This window comes from Terasakiella pusilla DSM 6293, from assembly GCF_000688235.1.
Classification (GTDB): domain Bacteria; phylum Pseudomonadota; class Alphaproteobacteria; order Rhodospirillales; family Terasakiellaceae; genus Terasakiella; species Terasakiella pusilla.
On record NZ_JHYO01000016.1, the window covers coordinates 80,395 to 101,178 of the forward strand.

At 51.9% G+C, this 20,784-nt stretch carries 19 protein-coding genes and 1 pseudogene; 16 read left to right on the forward strand and 4 right to left on the reverse strand.

The window, feature by feature from the left end; genetic code table 11:
• Positions 1-56 precede the first annotated feature (56 nt).
• Positions 57-2,720 (forward strand): pyruvate, phosphate dikinase, encoded by a 2,664-nt coding sequence (gene ppdK / locus Q397_RS0112245; RefSeq protein WP_028879668.1) that lies wholly within the window; start codon positions 57-59, stop codon positions 2,718-2,720.
• Positions 2,713-3,651, forward strand: coding sequence for a methylmalonyl Co-A mutase-associated GTPase MeaB (gene meaB, locus Q397_RS22330; RefSeq protein ID WP_038013758.1), 939 nt, complete (start codon positions 2,713-2,715; stop codon positions 3,649-3,651). Before ppdK ends, meaB begins: the two co-directional genes overlap by 8 nt.
• On the opposite strand, the gene Q397_RS0112255 is transcribed toward meaB, so the two are convergent.
• Positions 3,626-4,888 carry an MFS transporter gene (locus Q397_RS0112255; protein WP_028879669.1) on the reverse strand — a complete coding sequence of 421 codons (1,263 nt, stop codon included), beginning with the start codon at positions 4,886-4,888 and terminating at the stop codon, positions 3,626-3,628. The two genes, meaB and Q397_RS0112255, sit on opposite strands and share 26 nt — an antisense overlap.
• Before the next feature lie 115 nt (positions 4,889-5,003).
• Between Q397_RS0112255 and Q397_RS0112260 the strand changes: the two genes are divergently transcribed.
• On the forward strand, positions 5,004-5,657 hold the full coding sequence (locus Q397_RS0112260; RefSeq protein WP_028879670.1) for a FecR family protein: 654 nt from the start codon (positions 5,004-5,006) through the stop codon (positions 5,655-5,657).
• 326 nt (positions 5,658-5,983) lie between these two features.
• Entirely contained in the window at positions 5,984-7,312 is a 1,329-nt protein-coding gene (locus tag Q397_RS0112265; RefSeq protein WP_028879671.1) for a sodium-dependent transporter, read from the forward strand.
• A 73-nt stretch (positions 7,313-7,385) separates the two neighbouring features.
• On the opposite strand, the gene ygfZ is transcribed toward Q397_RS0112265, so the two are convergent.
• Positions 7,386-8,222: a CAF17-like 4Fe-4S cluster assembly/insertion protein YgfZ gene (gene ygfZ / locus Q397_RS0112270; RefSeq protein WP_028879672.1), complete on the reverse strand. Its 837-nt coding sequence runs from the start codon at positions 8,220-8,222 to the stop codon at positions 7,386-7,388.
• A 143-nt stretch (positions 8,223-8,365) separates the two neighbouring features.
• On the opposite strand from ygfZ, the gene Q397_RS0112275 reads away from it, so the two are divergent.
• The 9 genes from Q397_RS0112275 to Q397_RS0112315 all read left to right on the forward strand — a co-directional run bounded on the left by Q397_RS0112275 (position 8,366) and on the right by Q397_RS0112315 (position 16,662).
• Positions 8,366-9,397 carry a glycosyltransferase gene (locus Q397_RS0112275; RefSeq protein ID WP_028879673.1) on the forward strand — a complete coding sequence of 344 codons (1,032 nt, stop codon included), beginning with the start codon at positions 8,366-8,368 and terminating at the stop codon, positions 9,395-9,397.
• Complete coding sequence (locus Q397_RS0112280; RefSeq protein WP_028879674.1) at positions 9,394-10,143, forward strand: glycosyltransferase family 2 protein; 750 nt, start codon at positions 9,394-9,396, stop codon at positions 10,141-10,143. The genes Q397_RS0112275 and Q397_RS0112280 overlap by 4 nt, the downstream gene beginning before the upstream one ends.
• A 2-nt stretch (positions 10,144-10,145) precedes the next feature.
• Positions 10,146-11,177 carry a glycosyltransferase family 4 protein gene (locus Q397_RS0112285; protein WP_028879675.1) on the forward strand — a complete coding sequence of 344 codons (1,032 nt, stop codon included), beginning with the start codon at positions 10,146-10,148 and terminating at the stop codon, positions 11,175-11,177.
• The gene (locus Q397_RS0112290) at positions 11,177-12,214 is read left to right on the forward strand and encodes a glycosyltransferase (protein ID WP_038013761.1); all 1,038 of its coding nucleotides are present in this window, start codon (positions 11,177-11,179) and stop codon (positions 12,212-12,214) included. Before Q397_RS0112285 ends, Q397_RS0112290 begins: the two co-directional genes overlap by 1 nt.
• A gap of 48 nt (positions 12,215-12,262) precedes the next feature.
• The gene (asnB, locus tag Q397_RS0112295; RefSeq protein WP_028879677.1) at positions 12,263-14,023 is read left to right on the forward strand and encodes an asparagine synthase (glutamine-hydrolyzing); all 1,761 of its coding nucleotides are present in this window, start codon (positions 12,263-12,265) and stop codon (positions 14,021-14,023) included.
• Positions 14,024-14,035: 12 nt separating this feature from the next.
• A complete protein-coding gene (locus Q397_RS0112300) occupies positions 14,036-15,355 on the forward strand; it encodes a dihydroorotase (RefSeq protein WP_028879678.1) in 1,320 nt (439 codons plus the stop codon).
• A gap of 7 nt (positions 15,356-15,362) precedes the next feature.
• The gene (locus Q397_RS24190) at positions 15,363-15,929 is read left to right on the forward strand and encodes a cyclic nucleotide-binding domain-containing protein (RefSeq protein ID WP_051609970.1); all 567 of its coding nucleotides are present in this window, start codon (positions 15,363-15,365) and stop codon (positions 15,927-15,929) included.
• A gap of 92 nt (positions 15,930-16,021) precedes the next feature.
• The gene (locus Q397_RS0112310) at positions 16,022-16,462 is read left to right on the forward strand and encodes a FliM/FliN family flagellar motor switch protein (RefSeq protein WP_240475069.1); all 441 of its coding nucleotides are present in this window, start codon (positions 16,022-16,024) and stop codon (positions 16,460-16,462) included.
• On the forward strand, positions 16,459-16,662 hold the full coding sequence (locus Q397_RS0112315; RefSeq protein WP_028879680.1) for a hypothetical protein: 204 nt from the start codon (positions 16,459-16,461) through the stop codon (positions 16,660-16,662). Before Q397_RS0112310 ends, Q397_RS0112315 begins: the two co-directional genes overlap by 4 nt.
• Here the strand turns inward: Q397_RS0112315 and Q397_RS22340 are convergent.
• Complete coding sequence (locus tag Q397_RS22340; RefSeq protein WP_051609971.1) at positions 16,659-18,404, reverse strand: ATP-binding protein; 1,746 nt, start codon at positions 18,402-18,404, stop codon at positions 16,659-16,661. The genes Q397_RS0112315 and Q397_RS22340 overlap by 4 nt on opposite strands.
• A gap of 235 nt (positions 18,405-18,639) precedes the next feature.
• Here Q397_RS22340 and Q397_RS0112325 point away from each other — a divergent pair, with 235 nt between their 5' ends.
• From Q397_RS0112325 to Q397_RS24725, 3 genes and pseudogenes are all read left to right on the forward strand, one after another.
• The gene (locus tag Q397_RS0112325) at positions 18,640-19,140 is read left to right on the forward strand and encodes a MarR family winged helix-turn-helix transcriptional regulator (RefSeq protein WP_028879681.1); all 501 of its coding nucleotides are present in this window, start codon (positions 18,640-18,642) and stop codon (positions 19,138-19,140) included.
• Positions 19,137-19,913, forward strand: coding sequence for a HEAT repeat domain-containing protein (locus Q397_RS0112330; RefSeq protein WP_028879682.1), 777 nt, complete (start codon positions 19,137-19,139; stop codon positions 19,911-19,913). The genes Q397_RS0112325 and Q397_RS0112330 overlap by 4 nt, the downstream gene beginning before the upstream one ends.
• A gap of 120 nt (positions 19,914-20,033) precedes the next feature.
• Positions 20,034-20,297 (forward strand): annotated as a pseudogene (locus tag Q397_RS24725) (helix-turn-helix domain-containing protein); the annotation flags it as partial.
• Between the two features lie 36 nt (positions 20,298-20,333).
• On the opposite strand, the gene Q397_RS0112340 reads toward Q397_RS24725, so the two are convergent.
• The coding region (locus Q397_RS0112340) for an IS3 family transposase (RefSeq protein ID WP_028879684.1) at positions 20,334-20,784 on the reverse strand (451 nt) is incomplete at its 5' end.

Here is a 20,784-nt window from a genome sequence, read left to right on the forward strand (position 1 = left end):
GCATAATTGGCATCCCGTCTGCCGAGCAGGCGGGATGACGCACAAAGGAACTAAACATGACCAAATGGGTGTACACCTTCGGCAACGGTGCGGCTGAAGGCCGTGCAGAAATGAAGGAATTGCTGGGTGGCAAAGGCGCCAACCTGGCGGAAATGAGCAACCTCGGACTGCCTGTGCCCGCAGGCTTCACCATCACAACCGAGGTCTGTACCCATTTTTATGACAACGACAGAACCTATCCGGCTGATCTGGAAGATCAGGTCAGAGAGGCGCTGGCGACGATTGAAGGCATTATGGATGCCAAATTTGGTGATCCGACCTCGCCGTTACTTGTTTCTGTGCGATCCGGTGCGCGTGCTTCTATGCCCGGTATGATGGACACGGTCCTGAACCTTGGCCTGAATGACGAGACCGTGGCTGGTCTTGCCGCAGCATCCGGTGATGACCGCTTTGCCTATGATAGCTACCGCCGTTTTATCCAGATGTATTCTGATGTGGTGCTGGGCGTTGACCATTACATCTTTGAAGAATTGCTGGAATATCTTAAAGACGAAAAAGATTATACCCTTGATACCGATCTGACAGGTGCGGATTGGAAAGAACTGTGTGACCAGTTTAAAGCCAAGGTGAAGGAAGAACTGGAAGAAGACTTCCCGCAAGACCCGAAAGCCCAATTGTGGGGGGCTATCGGCGCGGTCTTTAAATCGTGGATGAATACACGCGCGAACACTTACCGCGCCTTGCATAATATTCCGGCACAATGGGGCACGGCTGTTAATATTCAGGCGATGGTCTTTGGCAATATGGGCGATGACTGTGCAACAGGCGTCTGTTTCTCGCGCAACCCGTCCACGGGCGCGAACCATTTTTATGGGGAGTATCTGATCAACGCGCAGGGCGAAGATGTGGTTGCGGGGATCCGCACGCCGCAGCCCCTGACCGTCTTTGAAAAAGAAGAAGCCGGATCAGATTTGGCGGCAATGGAAGAAGTCATGCCGGTGACCTTTAAGGAACTGGATGACATCCGTCATACGCTGGAAGCACACTATAAAGACATGCAGGATATGGAGTTCACCATCCAGAAAGGCAAACTCTGGATGTTGCAAACCCGTGTCGGCAAACGGACCGTCAAAGCCGCGCTGACCATGGCGGTTGATATGTGCAACGAAGGGCTGATCAGCAAAGAAGAAGCGATCATGCGCCTTGAGCCGCACTCGCTTGATCAATTGCTGCACCCGACCCTTGACCCGGATGCCCCGCGTGAAGTGATTTCTCAAGCCTTGCCAGCCTCCCCAGGTGCCGCAACGGGCCGCATCGTCTTTTCAGCGGAAGATGCGGAAAATTGGGTGAAGCGCAAAGAAGCTGTTATTCTGGTCCGTACCGAAACCAGCCCCGAAGATATCGGTGGCATGCATGTGTCCGAAGGGATTTTGACCACCCGTGGCGGCATGACGTCCCACGCAGCCGTGGTTGCCCGCGGCATGGGCACGCCCTGTGTGTCCGGTGCCGGTGACATGAAGGTGGACTATAAAGCCAAGACCGTGACCACCATGGATGGCAAAGTCTTTGCGGAAGGGGATGTGATTACCTTGGACGGCGGGACAGGTCAGGTGATTGCGGGCACTGTCCCGACAATCCAGCCGGAATTGTCAGGCGATTTTGCAACCCTCATGGGCTGGGTAGATGAAGTCCGCACCATGGGGGTGCGCACCAACGCGGAAACCCCGCATGATGCGGAAATGGCGCGCAAGTTTGGGGCTGAAGGCATTGGCCTGTGTCGCACGGAACATATGTTCTTTGACAGCAGCCGGATCAATTACGTCCGTGAGATGATCTTGGCGGATGGGGAAGCTAAACGTCGCGAGGCCTTGGCCCATATCCTGCCGTTCCAGCGTCAGGACTTTGAAGACCTGTTTAAGATCATGGAAGGTCTGCCCGTCACCATCCGTTTGTTGGATCCGCCGTTGCACGAATTTTTGCCCCATACCGAACATGATATGGCGGAAGTGGCGAAACTTGCGGGCATGTCCGTTCAGCATGTGAAAGAACGTGCGGAAGAACTGGCAGAACAAAACCCGATGTTGGGCCACCGGGGCTGTCGTCTGGGCATCACGTACCCTGAGATTTACGAGATGCAGGCCCGCGCGATCTTTGAAGCAGCCTGTAACGTGACCAAGGCAGGTGGCAAGCCCGTTGTGCCGGAAATCATGATCCCGTTGGTTGCCATGAAGCGCGAGCTGGACCGCATGAAAGAGGTGGTCGATACGGTCGCTAAAGAAGTTTGCGCGACTATGGGCATCAAGATTGATTATATGGTCGGCACGATGATCGAACTGCCCCGCGCAGCATTGCAAGCGGGCAAAATTGCAGAAACAGCTGAGTTCTTTAGCTTTGGGACCAACGATTTGACCCAGACGACGTATGGCTTGTCACGTGATGATGCGGGTAAGTTCCTGCGGGTTTATCAGGAAAAAGGCGTGATTGACGTTGATCCGTTTGTCACGATTGATCAGGACGGTGTCGGTGAACTGGTCAAGTTGGGAGCAGAACGCGGTCGTGAAACCCGCCCTGATATCAAGCTTGGGATTTGTGGGGAACATGGCGGCGATCCGGCGTCTGTGGCTTTTTGTCACAAGTTGGGCCTGTCTTATGTTTCCTGTTCACCCTTCCGTGTGCCAATCGCGCGATTGGCCGCAGCACAGGCAGTATTGAATGATTGATTTTGAGACCTTGAAAGCCGGTAGCAAAGCGGCGATGGCACGGGCATTAGCACAGGTGGAGCAATCCCCCGATGCCCGTGAAACGCTGGATTTGTTAAACCGCGCCTACACGGAACCGAAAGCCCACGTCATCGGGATCACGGGTCCCCCTGGCGTGGGTAAATCAACCCTGACCAACGCCCTGATCGCGCAATGGCGCGCGCAGGGCCGCACGGTCGGGGTAATCGCGGTTGACCCCAGCTCGCGGCGCACACGTGGGGCGTTGCTGGGGGATCGCACCCGCTTTACAACCGATCCTGAAGATCAGGGCATCTTTGTGCGTTCCATGGCGGCAAGGGATCGTTTGGGCGGTCTGGCAGGGCTGACTGTGGCGGGCATGGTGCTGATGCGCGCGGTCTATGATGTCGTCCTGATTGAAACGGTCGGGGTGGGGCAGTCTGAAACCGATATTGTCGGGGTTGCCGATACCGTGCTGTTTTGCGTGCAGCCGGGGTCGGGCGACAGTTTGCAATTTATCAAGGCGGGGATTGTTGAAATTCCGCATATCGTGGCGATCACCAAGGCCGATATGGGTGCACCTGCACGGCGCGCCATGTCCGATATGAAAGGGGCCTTGAACCTTGCCGGGCGGATGGGGACAGACCCGTGGGATATTCCCGTCCTGTTGCTCTCCTCCATGCATAAGCAAGGGATTGAGGAACTGGTGAGTGCGTTTGATACCCATGTGACGTTCTTAAAAGATAACGGCTTTTTAAATTCTGCGCGTCATACCCAAGCCAAACAATGGCTGGAAGAGGCGGTGCGTGAAAAGTTTGGTCGCATTGGGATGCAACGGGTGATGTCGCAATTGGACATCAGCCCGTCAGAATCACCGTTTGAAAGACTGTTCACCATCTCCGAAAGTTTTAAGCTTCTTTTTCAGGCGTCATAGACGGCTCAGGTTTCGTCCCCACACGCGGGTCCATCTCAAGGGTGATTTGGGTGGTGTTGGGGACGTGCATATGCTGAACCGTTTCTTCTGCGGCGACGGGTTCGCGGACCTTTTCACGGTACAGCGCAAAGCCGAAGATCATCAGATAAAAGACACCCATTAAAACAAACGCACCGGAATGGTTGCCAAAATGCAAGGCAAGCGGGGTCAGTAAGGGCCCTACCATGGCCCCGATCCCATAAGCAATGAGCACGGTTGCCCCGACTTCCACAAATTCGCTGGGTTGTGTGCGGTCAAAGGCATAGGTGATGGCGATGGGGTAAATACAAAAAGACGTTGCCCCATACATAAACATCGCAAAGATGGTCACGTCCTTGAGGAAGAAGGACGTAAAGGCAACCAAGAGGGCGGAAATGGCCGTTGCCATACTGATGACCCGCAACAAAATCCGACGATCATATTTATCAGACGCAATCCCGATGGGGAATTGTGCAAGGGCCGCACCTAATAAGGTCGCAGCAAGGATAAAGCCCGTCATGGTGCGATCTTCGCTTAACCCTGCGGCAAAGATCGGCGCAAACCCCCAATAGATGCCGGACGCTACCCCGTGGAAAGAGGCTGCGACGATGGACAGGGGGATCCGTTTTGCCATTTGGAAAAAGCGCACTTTCACCTGTTCCGGCAAGTTTGGCGTCGGCGCAACGGAGACGGAAACCACGATGACAGCGATGGAGACAAGGATCGCCACATAGGCAAACAAGGTAAATTCGGTAGGGGAAGCTTGGGCGATCATCAATTGCCCCATGGCAAGGGCAAACAGGTCGCACAAACGATAAAACGACAGCAGCTTGCCGCGTTCTGCAGGCGGGGCGCGATCCGCAAGCCAGCTTTCGAGCACCACATCGATATTGGCAAAGCACGCCCCAACAAACAGACGCACCACAATCCACAGGGCTTCCGTTGGCCAGATAATATGAGCAAGCGACAGGGCCGACAGAAGCGAAGCCGCAATCGCAAGCGTGCGGGTATGACCGACCCGTTTAATCAACATCGGGCTGGTAAAACATCCGCCCAGATATCCGGCAAAATAAACTGAGGCAAGAATGGACAAAGCCACCGCATCAAATTGAAAGGCGGAGGCGGCAATCGGGATAAGTGCTTGGTGAAGACCTTGTCCTGTGGATAGAAAAACAGTGCCAAACAAAATGGCAAGAACGGAAGAAATGCGGATAGCCATGATCAACCAAATGAATATTTTAAACTGCAGGTCTTAAAATGATGTATGGTATCATTATCTAGGTAGAAGAATTTATCAATCACCATTCATCATTCCCCCGACTTTGTGAGGCTTTATGTTACAGCGATTTTTACTCCCCCTGATCCTTGCCTTTGTCATGCTGGCAGGCGCGGCAAAAGCTGAGGAGGTCGCCGGCACCGTCCTCAAATTAAAAGGGGAAGCACAAGCGATTAGCAAGTCAGGTACGCGGCCTTTAGAGATCGGCGGGAGCGTGATGGTGGATGAGGCAATCAAGACAGGTGCGGGGGCGCGTCTGGCGATTGAATTTCGAGATGGGTCGAACCTGTTTTTGGGGGAAGAAGCCCATATCATTGTGGATGAGCTGATCTATTCGCCAGCGGCGGACAAGGCGGAAGATCAAAGCCAGACCGTTGATGTATTGCGTGGGGTCTTTCGTTATGTCTCCGGCGCGATTGCCCAAGCACGTTATGAGAATGTGACTTTTAGAACACCGGTTGCGACCATCGGTATTCGTGGCACCAATTTTGTGGGTGGGGAGTTGCAAGTTGGGATGTCACCGGGGCGTCCGCATTATGGGTTCCAAATTCAGGACGGTGCCATTGAAGTAACCGCGCCAAATGGAAGTGTGCTGTTGGATGAACCGGGGGAGGGGACCTTTTTACCCCTGACACGTTTGGCAGCACCAACGCCGGTGCGTCAATGGACGGCTGAAGAAGCGCAGGAAGTAGAAGACGCGCTGGCCTTTTAAGACTTAACCTCTTTCTCAATTGTATCGTTACAAAGGCACCTGTCTGATCAATCAACGGCAGGTGCCTTTATTTTGTACTTGCAAAAGAAATAGAAGGAGAGATATATCATCCATACAATTTGCTGCATTGCGAAATCAAAAGAAGAATAGTATCGATACTCACGCTTCTTGATGTTTAAAAATACATCGCCATACGTGTTTTATAATTTAATTATAAATTTGACCGTTTAGTCAGTTTTTTGTTGTGAAAAATGAGCTAACTTCGCAAGCCTATTTCACGTGTTTTTCTGTACTTTTCTGCCCAAAATATTGTTAGGGTTTAATTTATGCAATCACGTGAACAGTGGGGCTCTCGCCTCGGATTTGTATTGGCTGCAGCTGGGTCTGCTGTCGGTCTTGGGAACATCTGGAAATTTCCGTATATGGCAGGCCAAAATGGTGGCGGTGCCTTTCTTATCATTTATCTCGCCTTGGTTTTCACCATCGGTTTGAGCGTCATGCTGGCGGAATTTGCCATCGGCCGTGCCGCACAACGTAACCCCATCGGGGCTTTTGCTGTCTTGAAAGGCAAAATGTGGCCGATCGTTGGTTTTATGGGCGTTTTGGCCGGATTTATCATCCTGTCTTTCTACAGTGTTGTTGCAGGCTGGACTGTGGCCTATATCGTCAAGATGGCGTCCGGGGCGCTGGTTGGCGATGCTGATACGCTGGGCGCTGCTTTTGGTGGCTTTATTTCTGATCCGGTTGAGCCGATCCTGTATCACGCCTTTTTCATGGCGCTGACAGTTGCGGTTGTTTTGGGGGGCGTACATGGCGGTATTGAACGCGCTTGTAAAATCCTGATGCCGATGTTGTTCGTTCTGCTGATCGTTTTGATCGGCCGTGCGGTTACCTTGCCGGGGGCGGAAAAAGGCTTGGAATTCTTCCTGTCGCCTGATTTTTCTAAAGTAACGGCTGAAACTTTCAATGGTGCACTGTCGCAGGCGTTTTTCTCGCTCTCCATCGGTATGGGCGCGATGATCACTTACGGGTCTTACCTCAACAAAAAAGAGAACCTCGCGAAGTCTGCTGTGTGGGTGAGCGCGCTGGATAGTGCGGTTGCGGTTTTGGCGGGTCTGTTGATCCTGCCTGCGGTCTTTGCATTTGGCTTTGATCCTGCAGCGGGGCCGGGTCTGACGTTCATTACTTTGCCTGCAGTCTTTGCACAAATGCCGGGTGGTATCTTCTTTGGTATTCTGTTCTTCCTGTTGTTGACAGTGGCTGCATTGACGTCTGCTGTGTCTTTGTTGCAGCCGATCGTGGCCTACTTCACGGATGAAAAAGGCTGGAATGCAAAAGTTACCGCCGTTGTCTTCGGTTTTGTGATTTTTGCACTGGGTGTGCCGTCTTCCCTGTCCCTTGGGATCTGGAGCGACTTCCACATCATCGGTGAAAAAGGCTTCCTCGACTCTATGGATTACATCGCTTCCAACATCATGTTGCCGGTTGGTGGTATCCTGATCTCCCTGTTTGTCGGTTGGGCCGTCGCAGGTAAGATGCAGTCTGAAGTCACAAACGAGGGTGAAAAACCGTTCCCGCTGTTTGGCGCATGGTTGTTCATCTGCCGTTTCATCGCGCCGATCGCGGTGGCTTGGATTTTGATCAGCGGTCTTTAAGCTGGTTTAAAATATGTAAGAAAAAAGGGGAGCCGTCTGGTTCCCCTTTTTTTGTGTCTGTCGCGCTTTGGTTTTAAGCCTTTGGTTCCGGGATTACCATCCAGTCGGGCTGGGTGACCGTTAAGGCCACGCCGTTTGCTGTTAGGGTATCTTCAAGGGCATCCAGTTTGATGGTGGCAAGGGCTTGTGCGCCCTGACTGGAATGGACTTCGCCCACCGTTTTTTTACCCGCCATAATCGCTGTGCCGCGTTCAGGGGCATCGCTCTCAAAGGTGACGGGGAACAGGCGTTTTTTAATCAGGGCACGGTATTTTGTGCGGGCGGTGAGTTCTTGGCCCATGTAGCAGCCTTTTTTCCAATCCACGCCGTTCAGTTCATCAAAACCGTTTTCCAGCAGGATGGATTTTTCCGGTGTCATGTCACGCGCGCCGTCTGGCAGGCCCAAGGCAATGCGGTGGGTTTCATAGGCAGCAACGTCAACCGACTCGGTGTTTTCAATTGTGGTGCCTGTGGGCAGGATCGCGCGATAGCCCGCCGTTTTCAGGCGCGGATCGGCAAAGACGCCTGCTTGATTTAGGTCTTCGTCCCCACCAAAGGCGACGACGACATCATAGTCGGCGCTGACATCGGCAATGGTGACATCTGCGCGTAACTTAAACATGGTCAGTTTTTTCTTAAACGCAGGCAGGGCGTCTTCTGCGATATCAACCAGCAGGCCATCTTCCTGCCCGATGATGAAAAAGTCACAGATGAATTTGCCCTGTGGCGTCAAAAAGGCAGAATAGATCGCCTGTTGATCCGTAACCTTGTTAATATCGTTGGAAATCAGACCTTGTAGAAATTCCAGACGGTCATTTCCGGTGATTTTGAGGACGCCGCGTGCGGGGAGGACGCAAGAAGTAAGAGGCATGTTAGAAACCTGTGTTTTGCTGTTGTGCGGTATTTTTTAAGAAAGTGGGATATTTGAGGGGCTTTCGCAAGGCTCTTCTCTTTGCAGACGGAAAAAATCACCTTATAACAGTCTTAAATCAAATGTTTTAGACGGGGACTTTCATGCATATTACCATCATCGATGACTCAATCGCGTATGACGGCAACAGCCCGAAGACACAGCCCATGGGCGGGACGGAAAAAGCGGTTGCAAGCCTTGGGCCTGCCTTGGTGCGACGCGGGCATGATGTGTGTGTGGTCAACCGGATCCAACAGGCAACGGTGATTGAAGGCGTATCCTGGGTGCCGTTTGATGCACCGCGCCCACCGGAGACCGATGCGGTGATCTGTATCAAAAAGCCGGCCTTGCTGGATGAATTCCCCGATGTGGAACATAAACTGTTGTGGCTGGCAACCCCTGCAAAGATCCTCAATAAGCCGGTTCATCAGGCGTTGATGGAAAAACATAATCCCATCGTGGTCTTTATGGGCGATACTCACTTTAGAACGTGGGAGCCGTGGAAGTATTTTCGAAAAGGCATCGTCACACCGGGCGTGCGCCCCGAATATCTGACAGAGGCTGAATATAGCCCTGAAAAACCACCGCGCGTGATCGTGACCACAAATCCTTTGCACGGTCTGGATCAGGTGCTGGATTTATGGGCGGATCAGATTTTGCCGCAAGTGGATGGGGAAGCGAGCCTGCATATTTATTCTGCCAGCTTCTTTAAAGCGCAAGGCGGTTTTGTGCTGCCAGAAAAGCTTCAGCCGATCTTTAAAAAAGTTCAGGCCATGGGCAGCAAAAACGTGATCGTTCACCGCCCCGGCTCCGACCTTGAAATGGCGATGGCGTACCGTCATGCGGCCTGCCACCTTTATCCCGGGGTGGAAACGGAGATGTATTGCTCCACATTGGCGGAAACGCAGGCGATTGGTCTGCCCTGTGTCGCGCGTCCCGTCGGGGCGTGTTCAGAGCGGGTGAAGAACGGTCAAACAGGCTTCCTTGTGCCGGATATGGATAGTATGGCGAATGTCACGGTTCATCTGTTGACCAAATCAGCCTCGCGCGAAAATATGAGCCGGGATTGCCGTATGATGCAGCGCGCCCGCACATGGGATGTGGCGGCTGCGGAATTTGAGGCCTTGCTCGGATGAAACTGTCAGCCCTGATCACCGCCCACAATGAAGAAGACCGCCTCGCGGCCTGCTTGGAAACCCTTGGTTTTGCAGACGAGATCGTGGTCGTGTGCGACAAATGCACGGACCGTACCGAGGAAATTGCCAAGCAATATACCGATCAGGTGTATGTCGGGGCGTGGGCCTTGGAAGGGGAGCGTCGCAACACCGCCATTTCCTATTGTCGCGGGGAGTGGGTGTTTGAAATTGATGCCGACGAACATATGACACCGGAACTGGCAGAAGAAATTCGCCGCACTATTGAGACGACGACCTTTGATTGGCATGAGGTGCTGGTCGATAATTATGTGGGTGACCGATTGGTGCGCCATGGCTGGGGGGCGTCTTTTGGCAAGGCGGCATATCCGGGCCTGTTTAAAAAAGGCGTTAAGGAATGGGGGCCAGAACGGCTCCATCCTTCGCTTAAATGGTCCGGTGAGAAAGGTCCGATGTTGAAGGGACGCATTAAACATTATGTGGATCGCAATATCTCCGACATGATCCGGCGGCTGGATAGTTATTCCACCGCACGGGCCAAAGATTTGCGCGAAAGTGGCAAGCTGGGAAGTTTTGCAAATAACCTAAGAAGGCTTTTCTCTCGCTTCTTCAAGTGCTATGTGTCACGCAAGGGATATAAAGAAGGGGGCTATGGCTTCTTGATTGCCTTGTTTGCTGGTCTATATCCGTTATTGTCCTACCTGAAAGCGACCTTAGAGAAAGAATAAAAATGGCGCGTATCGTATTTGCCGACGACGGCATCGAGTTTGATGGAAAAACATTGGAAGAACGCGCCCTTGGGGGGGTGGAATCTTCGGTTATCCTGATGATGGAAGAATTTGCCAAACGTGGACACGAAGTGTTGGTGCGCAACAAATGTAAAGCCCCTATGGTCTATAAAGGGGTTGATTGGGCACCCATCGATCAAGGCATGCCAAACGAAGCGGACTTATATATCGCAAACCGGGGCGATAAACTGATCGATTTGATGCCGAACGCTAAAAAGACAGTGTTTTGGACGCACAACCCGTGTCGATATATGGTTAAGTGGCGCTATATCAAAAAGTTTTGGAAAGTGCGCCCGACGATTGTGTTTATTGGTGACTATCATGCGCGCACCTTGCCGTCTTGGATCCCGGATGGCGGGCGCAAGGTGATCCCCTATGGTATCCCCGATATGTTTCGTCATGCAACCGAGCGCACGGAAATTTCGAAGCCGCGTGCGGTCTTTACCTCCAACCCGTTGCGCGGTCTAAACTGGTTGCTGGATTTGTGGGAACGCGACATTCGCCCCAATGCACCTGAAGCCGAACTGCACGTGTTTGGTGGCCCTAGTGTTTACGGCGCAGTTGGCGCGGATAAAGCCAAATTGATGGAAGAAATTTTCATCCGCGCAGAGGGCATGGCTGAGCTTGGTGTGGTTTTGCGTGGTCCAGCCACCAAGACCCAGTTGATTGACGAACTGCAACAGGCGCGCCTGATGTGCTATCGTGGGGATATCAACGAAACCTATTGTCTGGCGGTGGCTGAAGCGCAAGCGTTGGGTACGCCGACGGTAGTGCAGGATTTAGGGTCAATGGCAGAACGGGTCGTGGATGGTAAAACCGGTGTGGTTGCCAAGGATGATGCCGCCTTTGCCCAAGGGGCCGTTAAATTACTGACGGATGAGGCCCATTGGTTTGAACAACATAGAAATTGCCTGAAAACCCAGCGGTCCTGGGGATGGGAACAAGCCTGTGCGGCTTTTGAGGAATTGATCTAATGCGTATCCTTCAAACTATGGCAGGGGCCGAATTTGGCGGCGCCGAAGCTTTTTTTACTCGTTTGGCCATTGCGTTGCAGAAGACGGATGTTGAACAAAAAGTCATTATCCGTGAAGACCGTGGGCGCAGCCGTATCTTACGCGCGGGCGGTGTAGAACCTGTCCAATTGCCGTTTGGCGGCGCGTTTGATTTTCGCACCAAAATGGCGATCAAGGGCGAGATCCGACGGTTTAAACCCGATGTGGTGTTGACATGGATGAACCGCGCAACCAAAAAAACACCGGCAGGTCGCGGCAAATTTGTCAAAGTGGCCCGCCTTGGTGGGTACTATGACCTTAAATATTACAAAAACTGTGACCATTTGATCGGCAATACGCAAGATATCGTCGACTATCTGGTCAAAGAAGGCTGGCCCGCTGATCGCGCGCATTATTTGCCAAACTTTGTAACGTCTGAACGCGCGGAGCCGGTTTCGCGTATGGATTTATCAACGCCGGAAGATGCGCCTTTGTTGCTGTCCATGGGGCGTTTGCATGAAAATAAGGCGTTTGATACGCTGCTGCGTGCCTTGGCCCGTGTGCCGAATGTCTATTTGTGGCTGGCAGGCGAAGGCCCGTTGCGCCGCCAGTTAGAAAGTCTGGCCGAAGAACTGGGCATTCGCCCCCGCGTGCGTTTTTTGGGCTGGCGCGAAGATACGGCGGCTTTGTTTGCAGCAAGTGATGTCTACATCTGCCCATCGCGTCACGAGCCCTTGGGCAATGTGGTGCTGGAAGGCTGGGCGCAGGGGCGTCCGGTCATTGCCGCCGATAGCTTGGGGCCGGGGACGTTGATTGACCATGGTAAAAATGGCGTCTTATGTCCGGTAGATGATGACCGCGCCATGGGAGATGCGATCAAGTGGGTCTTTAGTGACGAAAGCTTTGCGCATCAACTGGCCACCAAAGGCTGGGAGACTTATCAACAGAACTTTACCGAAAAAGTGGTTGTTGAAAAGTATCTTGAGTTTTTTGACAAAGTGACAAAAAGTAACACATAAAAGAACTGTTGCACGTTCAACCGATTAAAGACCGAAAAGGCGAAAAATATGTGCGGTATTGCAGGTTTGATGACGATCGATGGCACGTCCCCTAGTGATGAAGTGCTGGATGCCTTTGCCCGTTGTCTTGCCCACCGTGGCCCGGATGGTCAGGGGCGTTTTCGCGATAAAAATGTGGCGTTGGTGCAAACCCGTTTGGCCATCATCGATCTGGAAACAGGCGATCAGCCGATTGTCGGGCCAGACGGCAATGTGATCAGTGCAAACGGCGAAATCTATAACTTTGTCGAGTTGCGCGCGGCTTTGCCTGATGTCGCCATGAAAACGGCGTCAGATTGCGAACCGCCCCTGCATTTATATGGGCGCAAAGGCTTGGCCTTTGTGGATGACCTGCGCGGCATGTTTGCGATTTCTATTTATGATGCGGAACGCGGGCGTCTGGTGCTCAGCCGTGACCCGTTTGGGATCAAGCCGCTTTATTATGCGGAAACCCAACGCGGCTTTGCCTTCGCCTCAGAACCTCAAGCCCTGATCGGGGCTGGACTGGTCAAGCCGGTGGTGCGCGATACGGCGCGCGATGCGTTTTTGCAGCTGCAATTTTCAACGGGGCGTAAAACGATCTACAAAGGGATCAAGCGGGTCTTACCGGGGGAAACTTTGGTGATTGAACGCGGCCTGATCGTTGAACATCACATGAAATATGCGCTAGAGGGGCGCAAGTCCCGTTCTATCGGTGAAGATCAAGCCATGAAGGAACTGGAAGAGGCGCTGAAGGACAGTGTGAAAGTTCATCAGCGTGCCGATGTGCCTTATGGTCTGTTTTTGTCCGGCGGGATTGATTCTTCTGCGCTGCTGTCCTTGATGGCGGAACTGAATGATAATCCGATCAAGGCCTTTACCGCGGGCTTCAGTGGTACGGATGTGCATGACGAACGCGAACATGCGCGCATGCTGGCAAAGAAAGTGGGCGCAGATCATACGGAAGTCGATTTTAATGAGCAGGACTTCCTGAACCTGCTCCCCCAAATTGCGGAAGCTATTGACGATCCTGTCGCGGATTATGCGGTGCTGCCGACTTTTAAGCTGGCGCGTGAAGCGAAAAAAGACGTTAAGGTCGTCTTAAGTGGAGAAGGCGCGGATGAACTGTTGGGCGGGTACGGGCGCTATCGGGCTTATTGTCGCCCTTGGCCGTTGCGCAAAGCAATTCGTGCGACCGGGACGTTTGATGGGTTGGGTGTCTTTAAAGGCAATATCTGTAAAGATTGGCACAAAGGCATCGCGAATGCGGAAAAGCTCGTCAAAAAGTTTCCGTGGTCCCGCCTGCAACGCGCACAAGCCATTGATTGTATCGACTGGCTGCCCCATGATTTGTTGATCAAACTCGATCGTTGCCTGATGGCAAACGGGGTGGAAGGACGCACGCCGTTTTTGGATCCGATAGTGGCGGATGCAGCCTTTTATTTGCCGGATAACATGAAGATTAAAAACAAGCTGGGCAAATCCCTGTTGCGTCAATGGTTGAACCGACGTTTGCCGGAAGCCAAGCCCTTTTCCAAGAAGCGCGGTTTTACCGTACCGGTGGGGCATTGGATCAATCGTCATGGTGATCAACTGGGCGCATTGGTTGCTGATCAGCCCGCGATTGCGGAAATTTGTGACAAAAATGCCGTTGTCACCCTATTTAAAAACGAAGGTAAAGAAGAAGGGTTCGCGGCATGGACCTTGTTATTTTATGCTTTGTGGCATCAACGCCATATCCTTCAATTCAAGTGCGATGGCGATGTGTTTGACGCGCTATCTCAACGCTAAGGAGACTGCACAATGTACGATATGATCCTCAAAGGCGGCACCTGCGCGACACTCGCGGGTATTGTCAAAACCGATGTTGCGATCAAGGACGGTAAAATCGCCGAAATCGGGGATATTGATCCATCCAAGGCCGAACAGGTGATGGATGTGACAGGTCTGCATGTCTTGCCGGGCGTGATCGACAGCCAAGTGCATTTCCGCGAGCCGGGTCTGGAACATAAAGAAGATTTGGCAACGGGTACAGCAGGTGCGGCCTTGGGCGGCGTGACAGCCGTCTTTGAAATGCCGAACACCAAACCGTCAACCATCACCGCAAAAGATATGGCGGACAAATGCCGCCGTGCGAAAAACCGTGTCTGGACTGATATCGCCTTCTTTATCGGGGCGGCGGCGGAAAATGCCGAGAATTTGCATATTCTGGAACGCGAACAAGGCGTCAGCGGCGTTAAAATCTTTATGGGAAGCTCCACCGGCAGCTTGCTGGTGAAAGATGATGCGACCCTCGCAAGCGTACTCTCCAACGGCACACGCCGCGTGGCGGTCCATTGCGAAGATGAAGACCGTTTGGAAGAACGTTTTGCGCTGGTGAAAGACGGCGCGCCTGTGCGCATGCACGCTGTATGGCGCGATGAGCAAACCGCATTCCTTGCCACCCAGCGTATCCTGCGTATTGCTAAAGGGGTGAAACGTCGTATCCATGTGCTGCACGTCACGACTGCTGAGGAAATGGAACTTCTGCCGCAATATAAAGACATTGCAACCGTGGAAGTCACACCGCAGCACTTGACCTTGAATGACGAAGCTTATGAAACATTGGGCACCAAAGCGCAAATGAACCCGCCGATCCGCGCGCAGCGCCATGTGGATGCGTTGTGGAATGCGATCAATCAGGGCGTTGTTGATTGTATCGGGTCCGACCACGCCCCGCATACATTGGAAGAAAAGGCCGCTGAGTACCCGAAAAGCCCATCCGGCATGACAGGTGTGCAGACGCTGGTGCCGATTATGTTGAACCATGTGAACAACGGTAAATTGACGCTGGAACGCTTCGTCGATCTGACAAGTGCAGGGCCGTGCCGTATTTATAACGTGGCGGCAAAAGGCCGGATCGCTAAAGGCTATGATGCGGACTTCACCATTGTGGACATGAAGGCGGAACGCACGATCACCGATAACTGGATTGCGTCACGTTGTGGCTGGACCCCTTATGACGGCATGAAGGTCAAAGGCTGGCCAATCAGCACCATCGTGCGTGGTAATGTGGTCATGCATGATGACCAGTTGATTGGGGATCCTGTGGGTGAGGCCGTTCGTTTCGCAGAATGTCTGTGAGGTCGAGATGTCCGCATCCAAATCCCATATGGAAGACCCCACTTATGAAGGCAGACGGGTAAGAAAGGGCCGGCGCATCTTTAATGAAGGTGAGGCCGGTGACTTTGCCTACATCGTTGAAACCGGCATGATCGGTATTTACAAAACAATCCAAGGGAGCGAGGTTGAGATCACGACCCTTAACCCTGGCGAGATATTTGGCGAAATTGCGGTGCTTGACGGGCAGGAGCGGTTGGCTTCTGCCATTGCCTTGGAAGATTCAACACTGATCGTGGTGGCGCCAGAGGTGTTGGAAAGCCGCATCAACGGGGCAGATAAATTTGTCAAAACCTTGTTGTCCATCTTTATGACGAACCTGCGGGAAACCCACGATACCTATCGAAATCCGGCCCATAGTTTTGATGGACATATCAAATCTATCGAGCGACATTCCCATACCATGGGGGATTTGGCCCTTCTGACCCATATTAACGGGTTTAATGAAGAAGCCTCGCCCTATCTGGTGAATATTCGTGATAACTGTGCTAAACTCTATCAGGTATCGAAAAAATATCGGACCAAGCTGTCAGATTAGACGGTTTGTTAACCTTTTTCGCATTAAATTGGCAGTGTCGGATATGTGACTCCATATATCCGACCTTTGTATCGTAAAGTTAAGAGGCGCTTATGGCGGACGATGAAGACGATGATGATCTCTCCGTAGATTGGGGAGCTGCACTTGCAGAAGATCACAACGCACCGTCTTTGGATGACGATTTAGACATGGCTGCGGCCCTTGCCGATATTGAGGCAGAGGAAGCGGCAAAGTCTTCTGCGCCCAAAAGTGACGAGATGTCCCTTGGGGATGCGCTCGGACTTGGGGGTGATCTGGAAGCGGTCTATGATGTCGAAATCAACGTTCGTGCTGTCTTGGGGATGTCCGTCATGCCCATGAGCCAGATCCTGAAACTGGGCCGTGGCGCGGTTGTGGAACTGGACCGTGGTGTCGGGGACCCGATCGATGTCTTTTCTTCGGATCAAAAAATTGCCGATGGGGAAGTTGTCGTGGTGGAAGACAAGCTAGCCGTAAGCATCGGTAATATCATGAGGTCGAAGCGAAGCCGATGAAAAGCGAGACAGATATCTATAAAACAGCCAATCAGGTTATCGAAAAATTTGGCGAGGAAGCTGCGTTATATGCAGCCATCCGGGGGGATGAATTTCAGCGTTTGGGTAATCAGGAAGGTGAAGTCCTGTGGCGCCGCATTACCCGCGCTGTTGAAGTTTTGCAAACCAAAGAACGTCCGCATTCCGCCGTTTTGCACTAAGACGGTTTATGACGGTGATAGAGGCTGAGGACTTCGCGACGTAAGTCTTCCGCCTTAATTGGCTTGGCCAGACAGTTCTGCATGCCTGCTTCTAGATAACTTTTCTGCTGTTCTTCCAGAATATTTGCGCTTAAGGCGACAATCGGTGTTTGTGCATTTGGCCCGTTAGATTGTCGGATCTCTTTTGTGGCTTCTACGCCGTTTTTGCGGGGCATCTGAATATCCATAAGGATCAGATCAAAAAGATGATCGTTCGCGATCTCAACGGCCTCTTGTCCGTTATCCGCAATCATGACGGTATGACCGGCTTTTTCCAAAATGATTTTCAAGACGTTCTGATTGACCAGATTGTCTTCCACCAACAAAAGGTTTAGCGACTGCTCAATCGGCGGTGTTGACTTGTCCGATAGTGGTCGGGATTCCTTTTTCAAGGTCGGAAAGGGAAGCTTAAGTGTAAAGGTGCTGCCCGTATCGACTGTGCTTTCAAGGCTGAGGTCGCCGCCCATAAGCTGGGCAAGCTCTCGGCAGATACTTAAGCCAAGCCCAATCCCGCCGTAGGCGCGGGTGAGGGAGTTATCAACCTGATGAAAGCGCTCAAAGACCTTGAACTGTTGCTCTTCATCCATGCCGATGCCGGTGTCGATGACGCGAAAGATCAGGCTTCGCTCCTCATTCAAGCTGATTTCGCTGTAGATGGTCACCTGGCCCTGTTTGGTAAATTTGATGGCGTTGGACACAAGATTAAATAAAATCTGGCGCAGACGCTTTAAGTCACTTTCACCAAAAGCATCATCGGGGAGTTTGCTTTCCAGATGAAGCGTTAGCCCTTTGGTGTCGGCCTCTAGCTGGAAGATGGTCTTTAGTTCGTCCATTAGATCGTGGACATCGACAAAACCTTTGTGAATGGTTGTGCGTTGTGCGGAAAGCTGCGTAAAATCAATGATTTCGTTGATAAGCGCGAGTAGATGTTCTGTTGAATGTATCGCTGTGCGGATAAAACGTTGCGTTTCATCCTTATTTTCGGCGTGATTTTCCTTAATCAGCCCCAGTGCCCCCAAAATTCCGTTCAAGGGGGTACGCAGTTCGTGGCTGACCATGGCGATAAAGTCGTTGCGGGCTCGGGCGGCTTGTTGGGCTTTTTCTTTCAGCGCGCGTTCACGTTTAATCTCCAGACGGGCGGAAAATCCGGTGACAATGAGCAATAGAACAAACAGGACTGCCAGCCCGACTGAAATGCTGATGGCCAGATTGTCACTGTTGGCCGCGATATGGGTCAGGTCCATGGTAACCTCAATGGCACCCAGAAAGGTTGACTGATCCATAATCGGCAGATAGGCGGTCGCGATGACTTGGTCGCTATCGGATTGGCGGCTTAGTAGAACGATCTTTTCTCCTTTTGCGACCTGACTGGTGAAAAAGGGGGCTTCGTTTACATCTCCGATTTCCTGAAAGTCCTTAGACCAGACGATGGAACGATCGTGGTCGTAAATTTTGAACCAGATCACGTTGCCGACATTTTTTGCGGTGCTGAGGGTCTGGATATCCTGAATGGTCGGTGGCGCCCCGCGTAAAATATGGTCGAGATCGCGCAAATCACGTTTCACAAATTGCGCCCAGGCAAGACTTTCAGACCGCGCCTGATCTTCTAACATCTCTTCTGCGATGCTGGTGACGAGAAACCAGGTTCCCGTAATGGCGAAAATACCAGAGAGAAGGATTATCAGCAAAAGTCTGGTGCCCATCTAGGAAACCCTTTTGACAAAGTCGTTATTGGCGAAGAAAGCTGAAATCAAAATCAACTATCCCTCATGATTTTATCCACGTGTGATTGAGTTATTTTTAGGGCATTTTAGGGTAACACCCAAGAACTATATAGCAAGGTCCCTTAACTTTTAATCTGATGGCAGGAAGCGGGAATAGTTGACATATAATTTGGCGCCTTATAATTTGATATCAATTTAATAAGGGGAAATCGAAATGGTGACATTAGAGCAAAAGTATTGCGCTCTTCTTGGCGTTGCGCAGGAAAAAGGACAGGCGGATCTCAGCAAGATGAAGGCGTGTTTCGAGGTGTTGGCCCTTGCGTCGGCAATCGATCGGGCTTGTGCGCGTCGATTGGCGCCTTATCAGTTGTCAGAGGGAAAATTTATAGTGTTGTTTTTGTTGCAGCAGATGCCGCAAGGGGGCGCGCCGAATGAACTTGCCGAACGCGCGGGTGTGACGCGCGGGACCATCACAGGGTTGTTGGATGGATTGGAACGCGATGGTTATATCAGCCGTCAGCAGGATGCTACAGACCGTCGCCGTTTGATCGTGCGATTAAGTCCGCAAGGGGAAGAGGTTGCGGCTAAATTAGGGGAAGAACACAGTCGTTGGATTGGATCACTGTTTGAGGGTTTTTCCGAGGAAGATTTCAAGGTGTTGAGCCCCTTGCTCAATCGGGTGTGGAAGACATTGGAAGAGGATGACGTGATATGACGCGGGTCGGGGAGCGCAAACGGGTTTCGGACATCACACCGGAACGGCTGGCCCAGTTGAACCGTGGTGAAGCGGAGGCAACGGTTTTAACCGAATGTCTTGCTGTTGATTTTGCCCATCTCATGTGGACCGTGTTGCCGGATATCGGTTCTGAGTCGCTGGAGCGCATGAAAGCGGCTGCGACGCAAGGCATTACCCGTCGTATGGCCTTGGCGGCAGACCTTATTTTAGCCCGATATGGACAAGAAAAGCAGGCGGAGCTGACGTCTCACCCCTCCGATACTGTGCGCGGATGGGCGTGCTATGTACTCGCGGCAGTAGCGGATTTGTCGCTACAGGCGCGATTGGACTTGATGCGGACACTTGCGGATGATGCTCACTTTGGGGTGCGGGAGTGGTCGTGGTTGTCACTGCGCCCCCATCTTGCCGCTGAGTTGGAGACGAGTATAGACCTCCTGTCCGCATGGACGCATGACCCTTCAGAACGTATCCGCCGCTTTGCCTGCGAAGCGTTGCGCCCCCGCGGGGTCTGGTGCGCTCACCTGAAGACTCTAAAGACAACACCGGAGCTTTGTTTACCTGTTTTAGATCCATTGAAGGCTGATCCGGCCATTTATGTGCAGGACTCGGTTGCCAATTGGCTCAACGATGCGAGCAAGGATCAACCTGATTGGGTCGCAAGCCTGTGTCAACGCTGGATGCGCGAAACTACAAGTGCTGAAACAGCCCGCATATGTAAACGCGCTTTGCGCACGATTCATAAGTTGAATTAGTTCCGATCTGATCTGACAGTCCTTCTTGCAAAAAGGAAGGGTTACCCGTTTTGATGGAGGTGAGAACCTTTAAACATCAAAACACCAAGAGGTAACCCTATGCTTTAAAGTAACGAAAGAATCATCAAACATAAAGTCGGACTTCTCAATCTGGCAGAAGAACTCGATAACGTGTCCAAGGCTTGCAATGTCATGGGCTTTTCCAGAGATACCTTTTACCGCTATAAGGCCGCCGTTGATGAAGGCGGTGTTTCTGCTCTTTTCGAAAAGAGTAGAAACACACCGAACCTCAAAAATCGCGTCGACCAGATGACGGAAGATGCTGTCATTGCCCATGCCATCGAATATCCTGCACATGGGCAATTACGAGCCAGTAATGAACTGGACCCGTTCCCTAAAAGTGGAGAGCACTTTCTCCGTTTAGGCGACCTTCATTTCGAATTGCATTGGACTGATATTTCCTAAATATGAATGTCGGCGTTTTGAATTGTAGAACCTGTTAATATATCCAAACAGGGCTTTTTCTGCCTGTTCTCGTGTTTGTAATTTCATTCTCCAGATTAATTCAGCTTTCAAAGATTTGAAGAATGTCTCAACAGTGGCATTATCATAACAATTACCTTTGCCTGACATAGAAGCCTTGCAGGCATGTTTTCTGAGAAATTTCTGGTAGTCGTGCGAGTAATATTGACTTCCACGATCTGGATGGAAGATCACGCCTTCAGGCGGTTGACGTAAAGCGATCGCCCGTTGTAGGGCATCAATCACCAGTTTGCGTTTTAAGCGTTTACTTGTCGCCCAGCCAATGACACGGCGGGAATAAAGATCAATCACAACGGCCAAGTACAGCCAGCCCTCTGCTGTCTTGATA

What these genes read in the sequence shown, in the direction of transcription:
- asnB (WP_028879677.1), top strand. Translation starts at nt 12,263, where the DNA reads ATGTGCGGTATTGCAGGTTTGATGACGATCGATGGCACGTCCCCTAGT.
- Q397_RS24190 (WP_051609970.1), top strand. Translation starts at nt 15,363, where the DNA reads ATGTCCGCATCCAAATCCCATATGGAAGACCCCACTTATGAAGGCAGA.
- Q397_RS0112260 (WP_028879670.1), top strand. Translation starts at nt 5,004, where the DNA reads ATGTTACAGCGATTTTTACTCCCCCTGATCCTTGCCTTTGTCATGCTG.
- Q397_RS0112290 (WP_038013761.1), top strand. Translation starts at nt 11,177, where the DNA reads ATGCGTATCCTTCAAACTATGGCAGGGGCCGAATTTGGCGGCGCCGAA.
- Q397_RS0112285 (WP_028879675.1), top strand. Translation starts at nt 10,146, where the DNA reads ATGGCGCGTATCGTATTTGCCGACGACGGCATCGAGTTTGATGGAAAA.
- Q397_RS0112300 (WP_028879678.1), top strand. Translation starts at nt 14,036, where the DNA reads ATGTACGATATGATCCTCAAAGGCGGCACCTGCGCGACACTCGCGGGT.
- ppdK (WP_028879668.1), top strand. Translation starts at nt 57, where the DNA reads ATGACCAAATGGGTGTACACCTTCGGCAACGGTGCGGCTGAAGGCCGT.
- Q397_RS0112325 (WP_028879681.1), top strand. Translation starts at nt 18,640, where the DNA reads ATGGTGACATTAGAGCAAAAGTATTGCGCTCTTCTTGGCGTTGCGCAG.
- Q397_RS0112275 (WP_028879673.1), top strand. Translation starts at nt 8,366, where the DNA reads ATGCATATTACCATCATCGATGACTCAATCGCGTATGACGGCAACAGC.
- meaB (WP_038013758.1), top strand. Translation starts at nt 2,713, where the DNA reads ATGATTGATTTTGAGACCTTGAAAGCCGGTAGCAAAGCGGCGATGGCA.
- Q397_RS0112265 (WP_028879671.1), top strand. Translation starts at nt 5,984, where the DNA reads ATGCAATCACGTGAACAGTGGGGCTCTCGCCTCGGATTTGTATTGGCT.
- Q397_RS0112330 (WP_028879682.1), top strand. Translation starts at nt 19,137, where the DNA reads ATGACGCGGGTCGGGGAGCGCAAACGGGTTTCGGACATCACACCGGAA.
- Q397_RS22340 (WP_051609971.1), bottom strand. Translation starts at nt 18,404, where the DNA reads ATGGGCACCAGACTTTTGCTGATAATCCTTCTCTCTGGTATTTTCGCC.
- Q397_RS0112310 (WP_240475069.1), top strand. Translation starts at nt 16,022, where the DNA reads ATGGCGGACGATGAAGACGATGATGATCTCTCCGTAGATTGGGGAGCT.
- Q397_RS0112315 (WP_028879680.1), top strand. Translation starts at nt 16,459, where the DNA reads ATGAAAAGCGAGACAGATATCTATAAAACAGCCAATCAGGTTATCGAA.
- Q397_RS0112280 (WP_028879674.1), top strand. Translation starts at nt 9,394, where the DNA reads ATGAAACTGTCAGCCCTGATCACCGCCCACAATGAAGAAGACCGCCTC.
- ygfZ (WP_028879672.1), bottom strand. Translation starts at nt 8,222, where the DNA reads ATGCCTCTTACTTCTTGCGTCCTCCCCGCACGCGGCGTCCTCAAAATC.
- Q397_RS0112255 (WP_028879669.1), bottom strand. Translation starts at nt 4,888, where the DNA reads ATGGCTATCCGCATTTCTTCCGTTCTTGCCATTTTGTTTGGCACTGTT.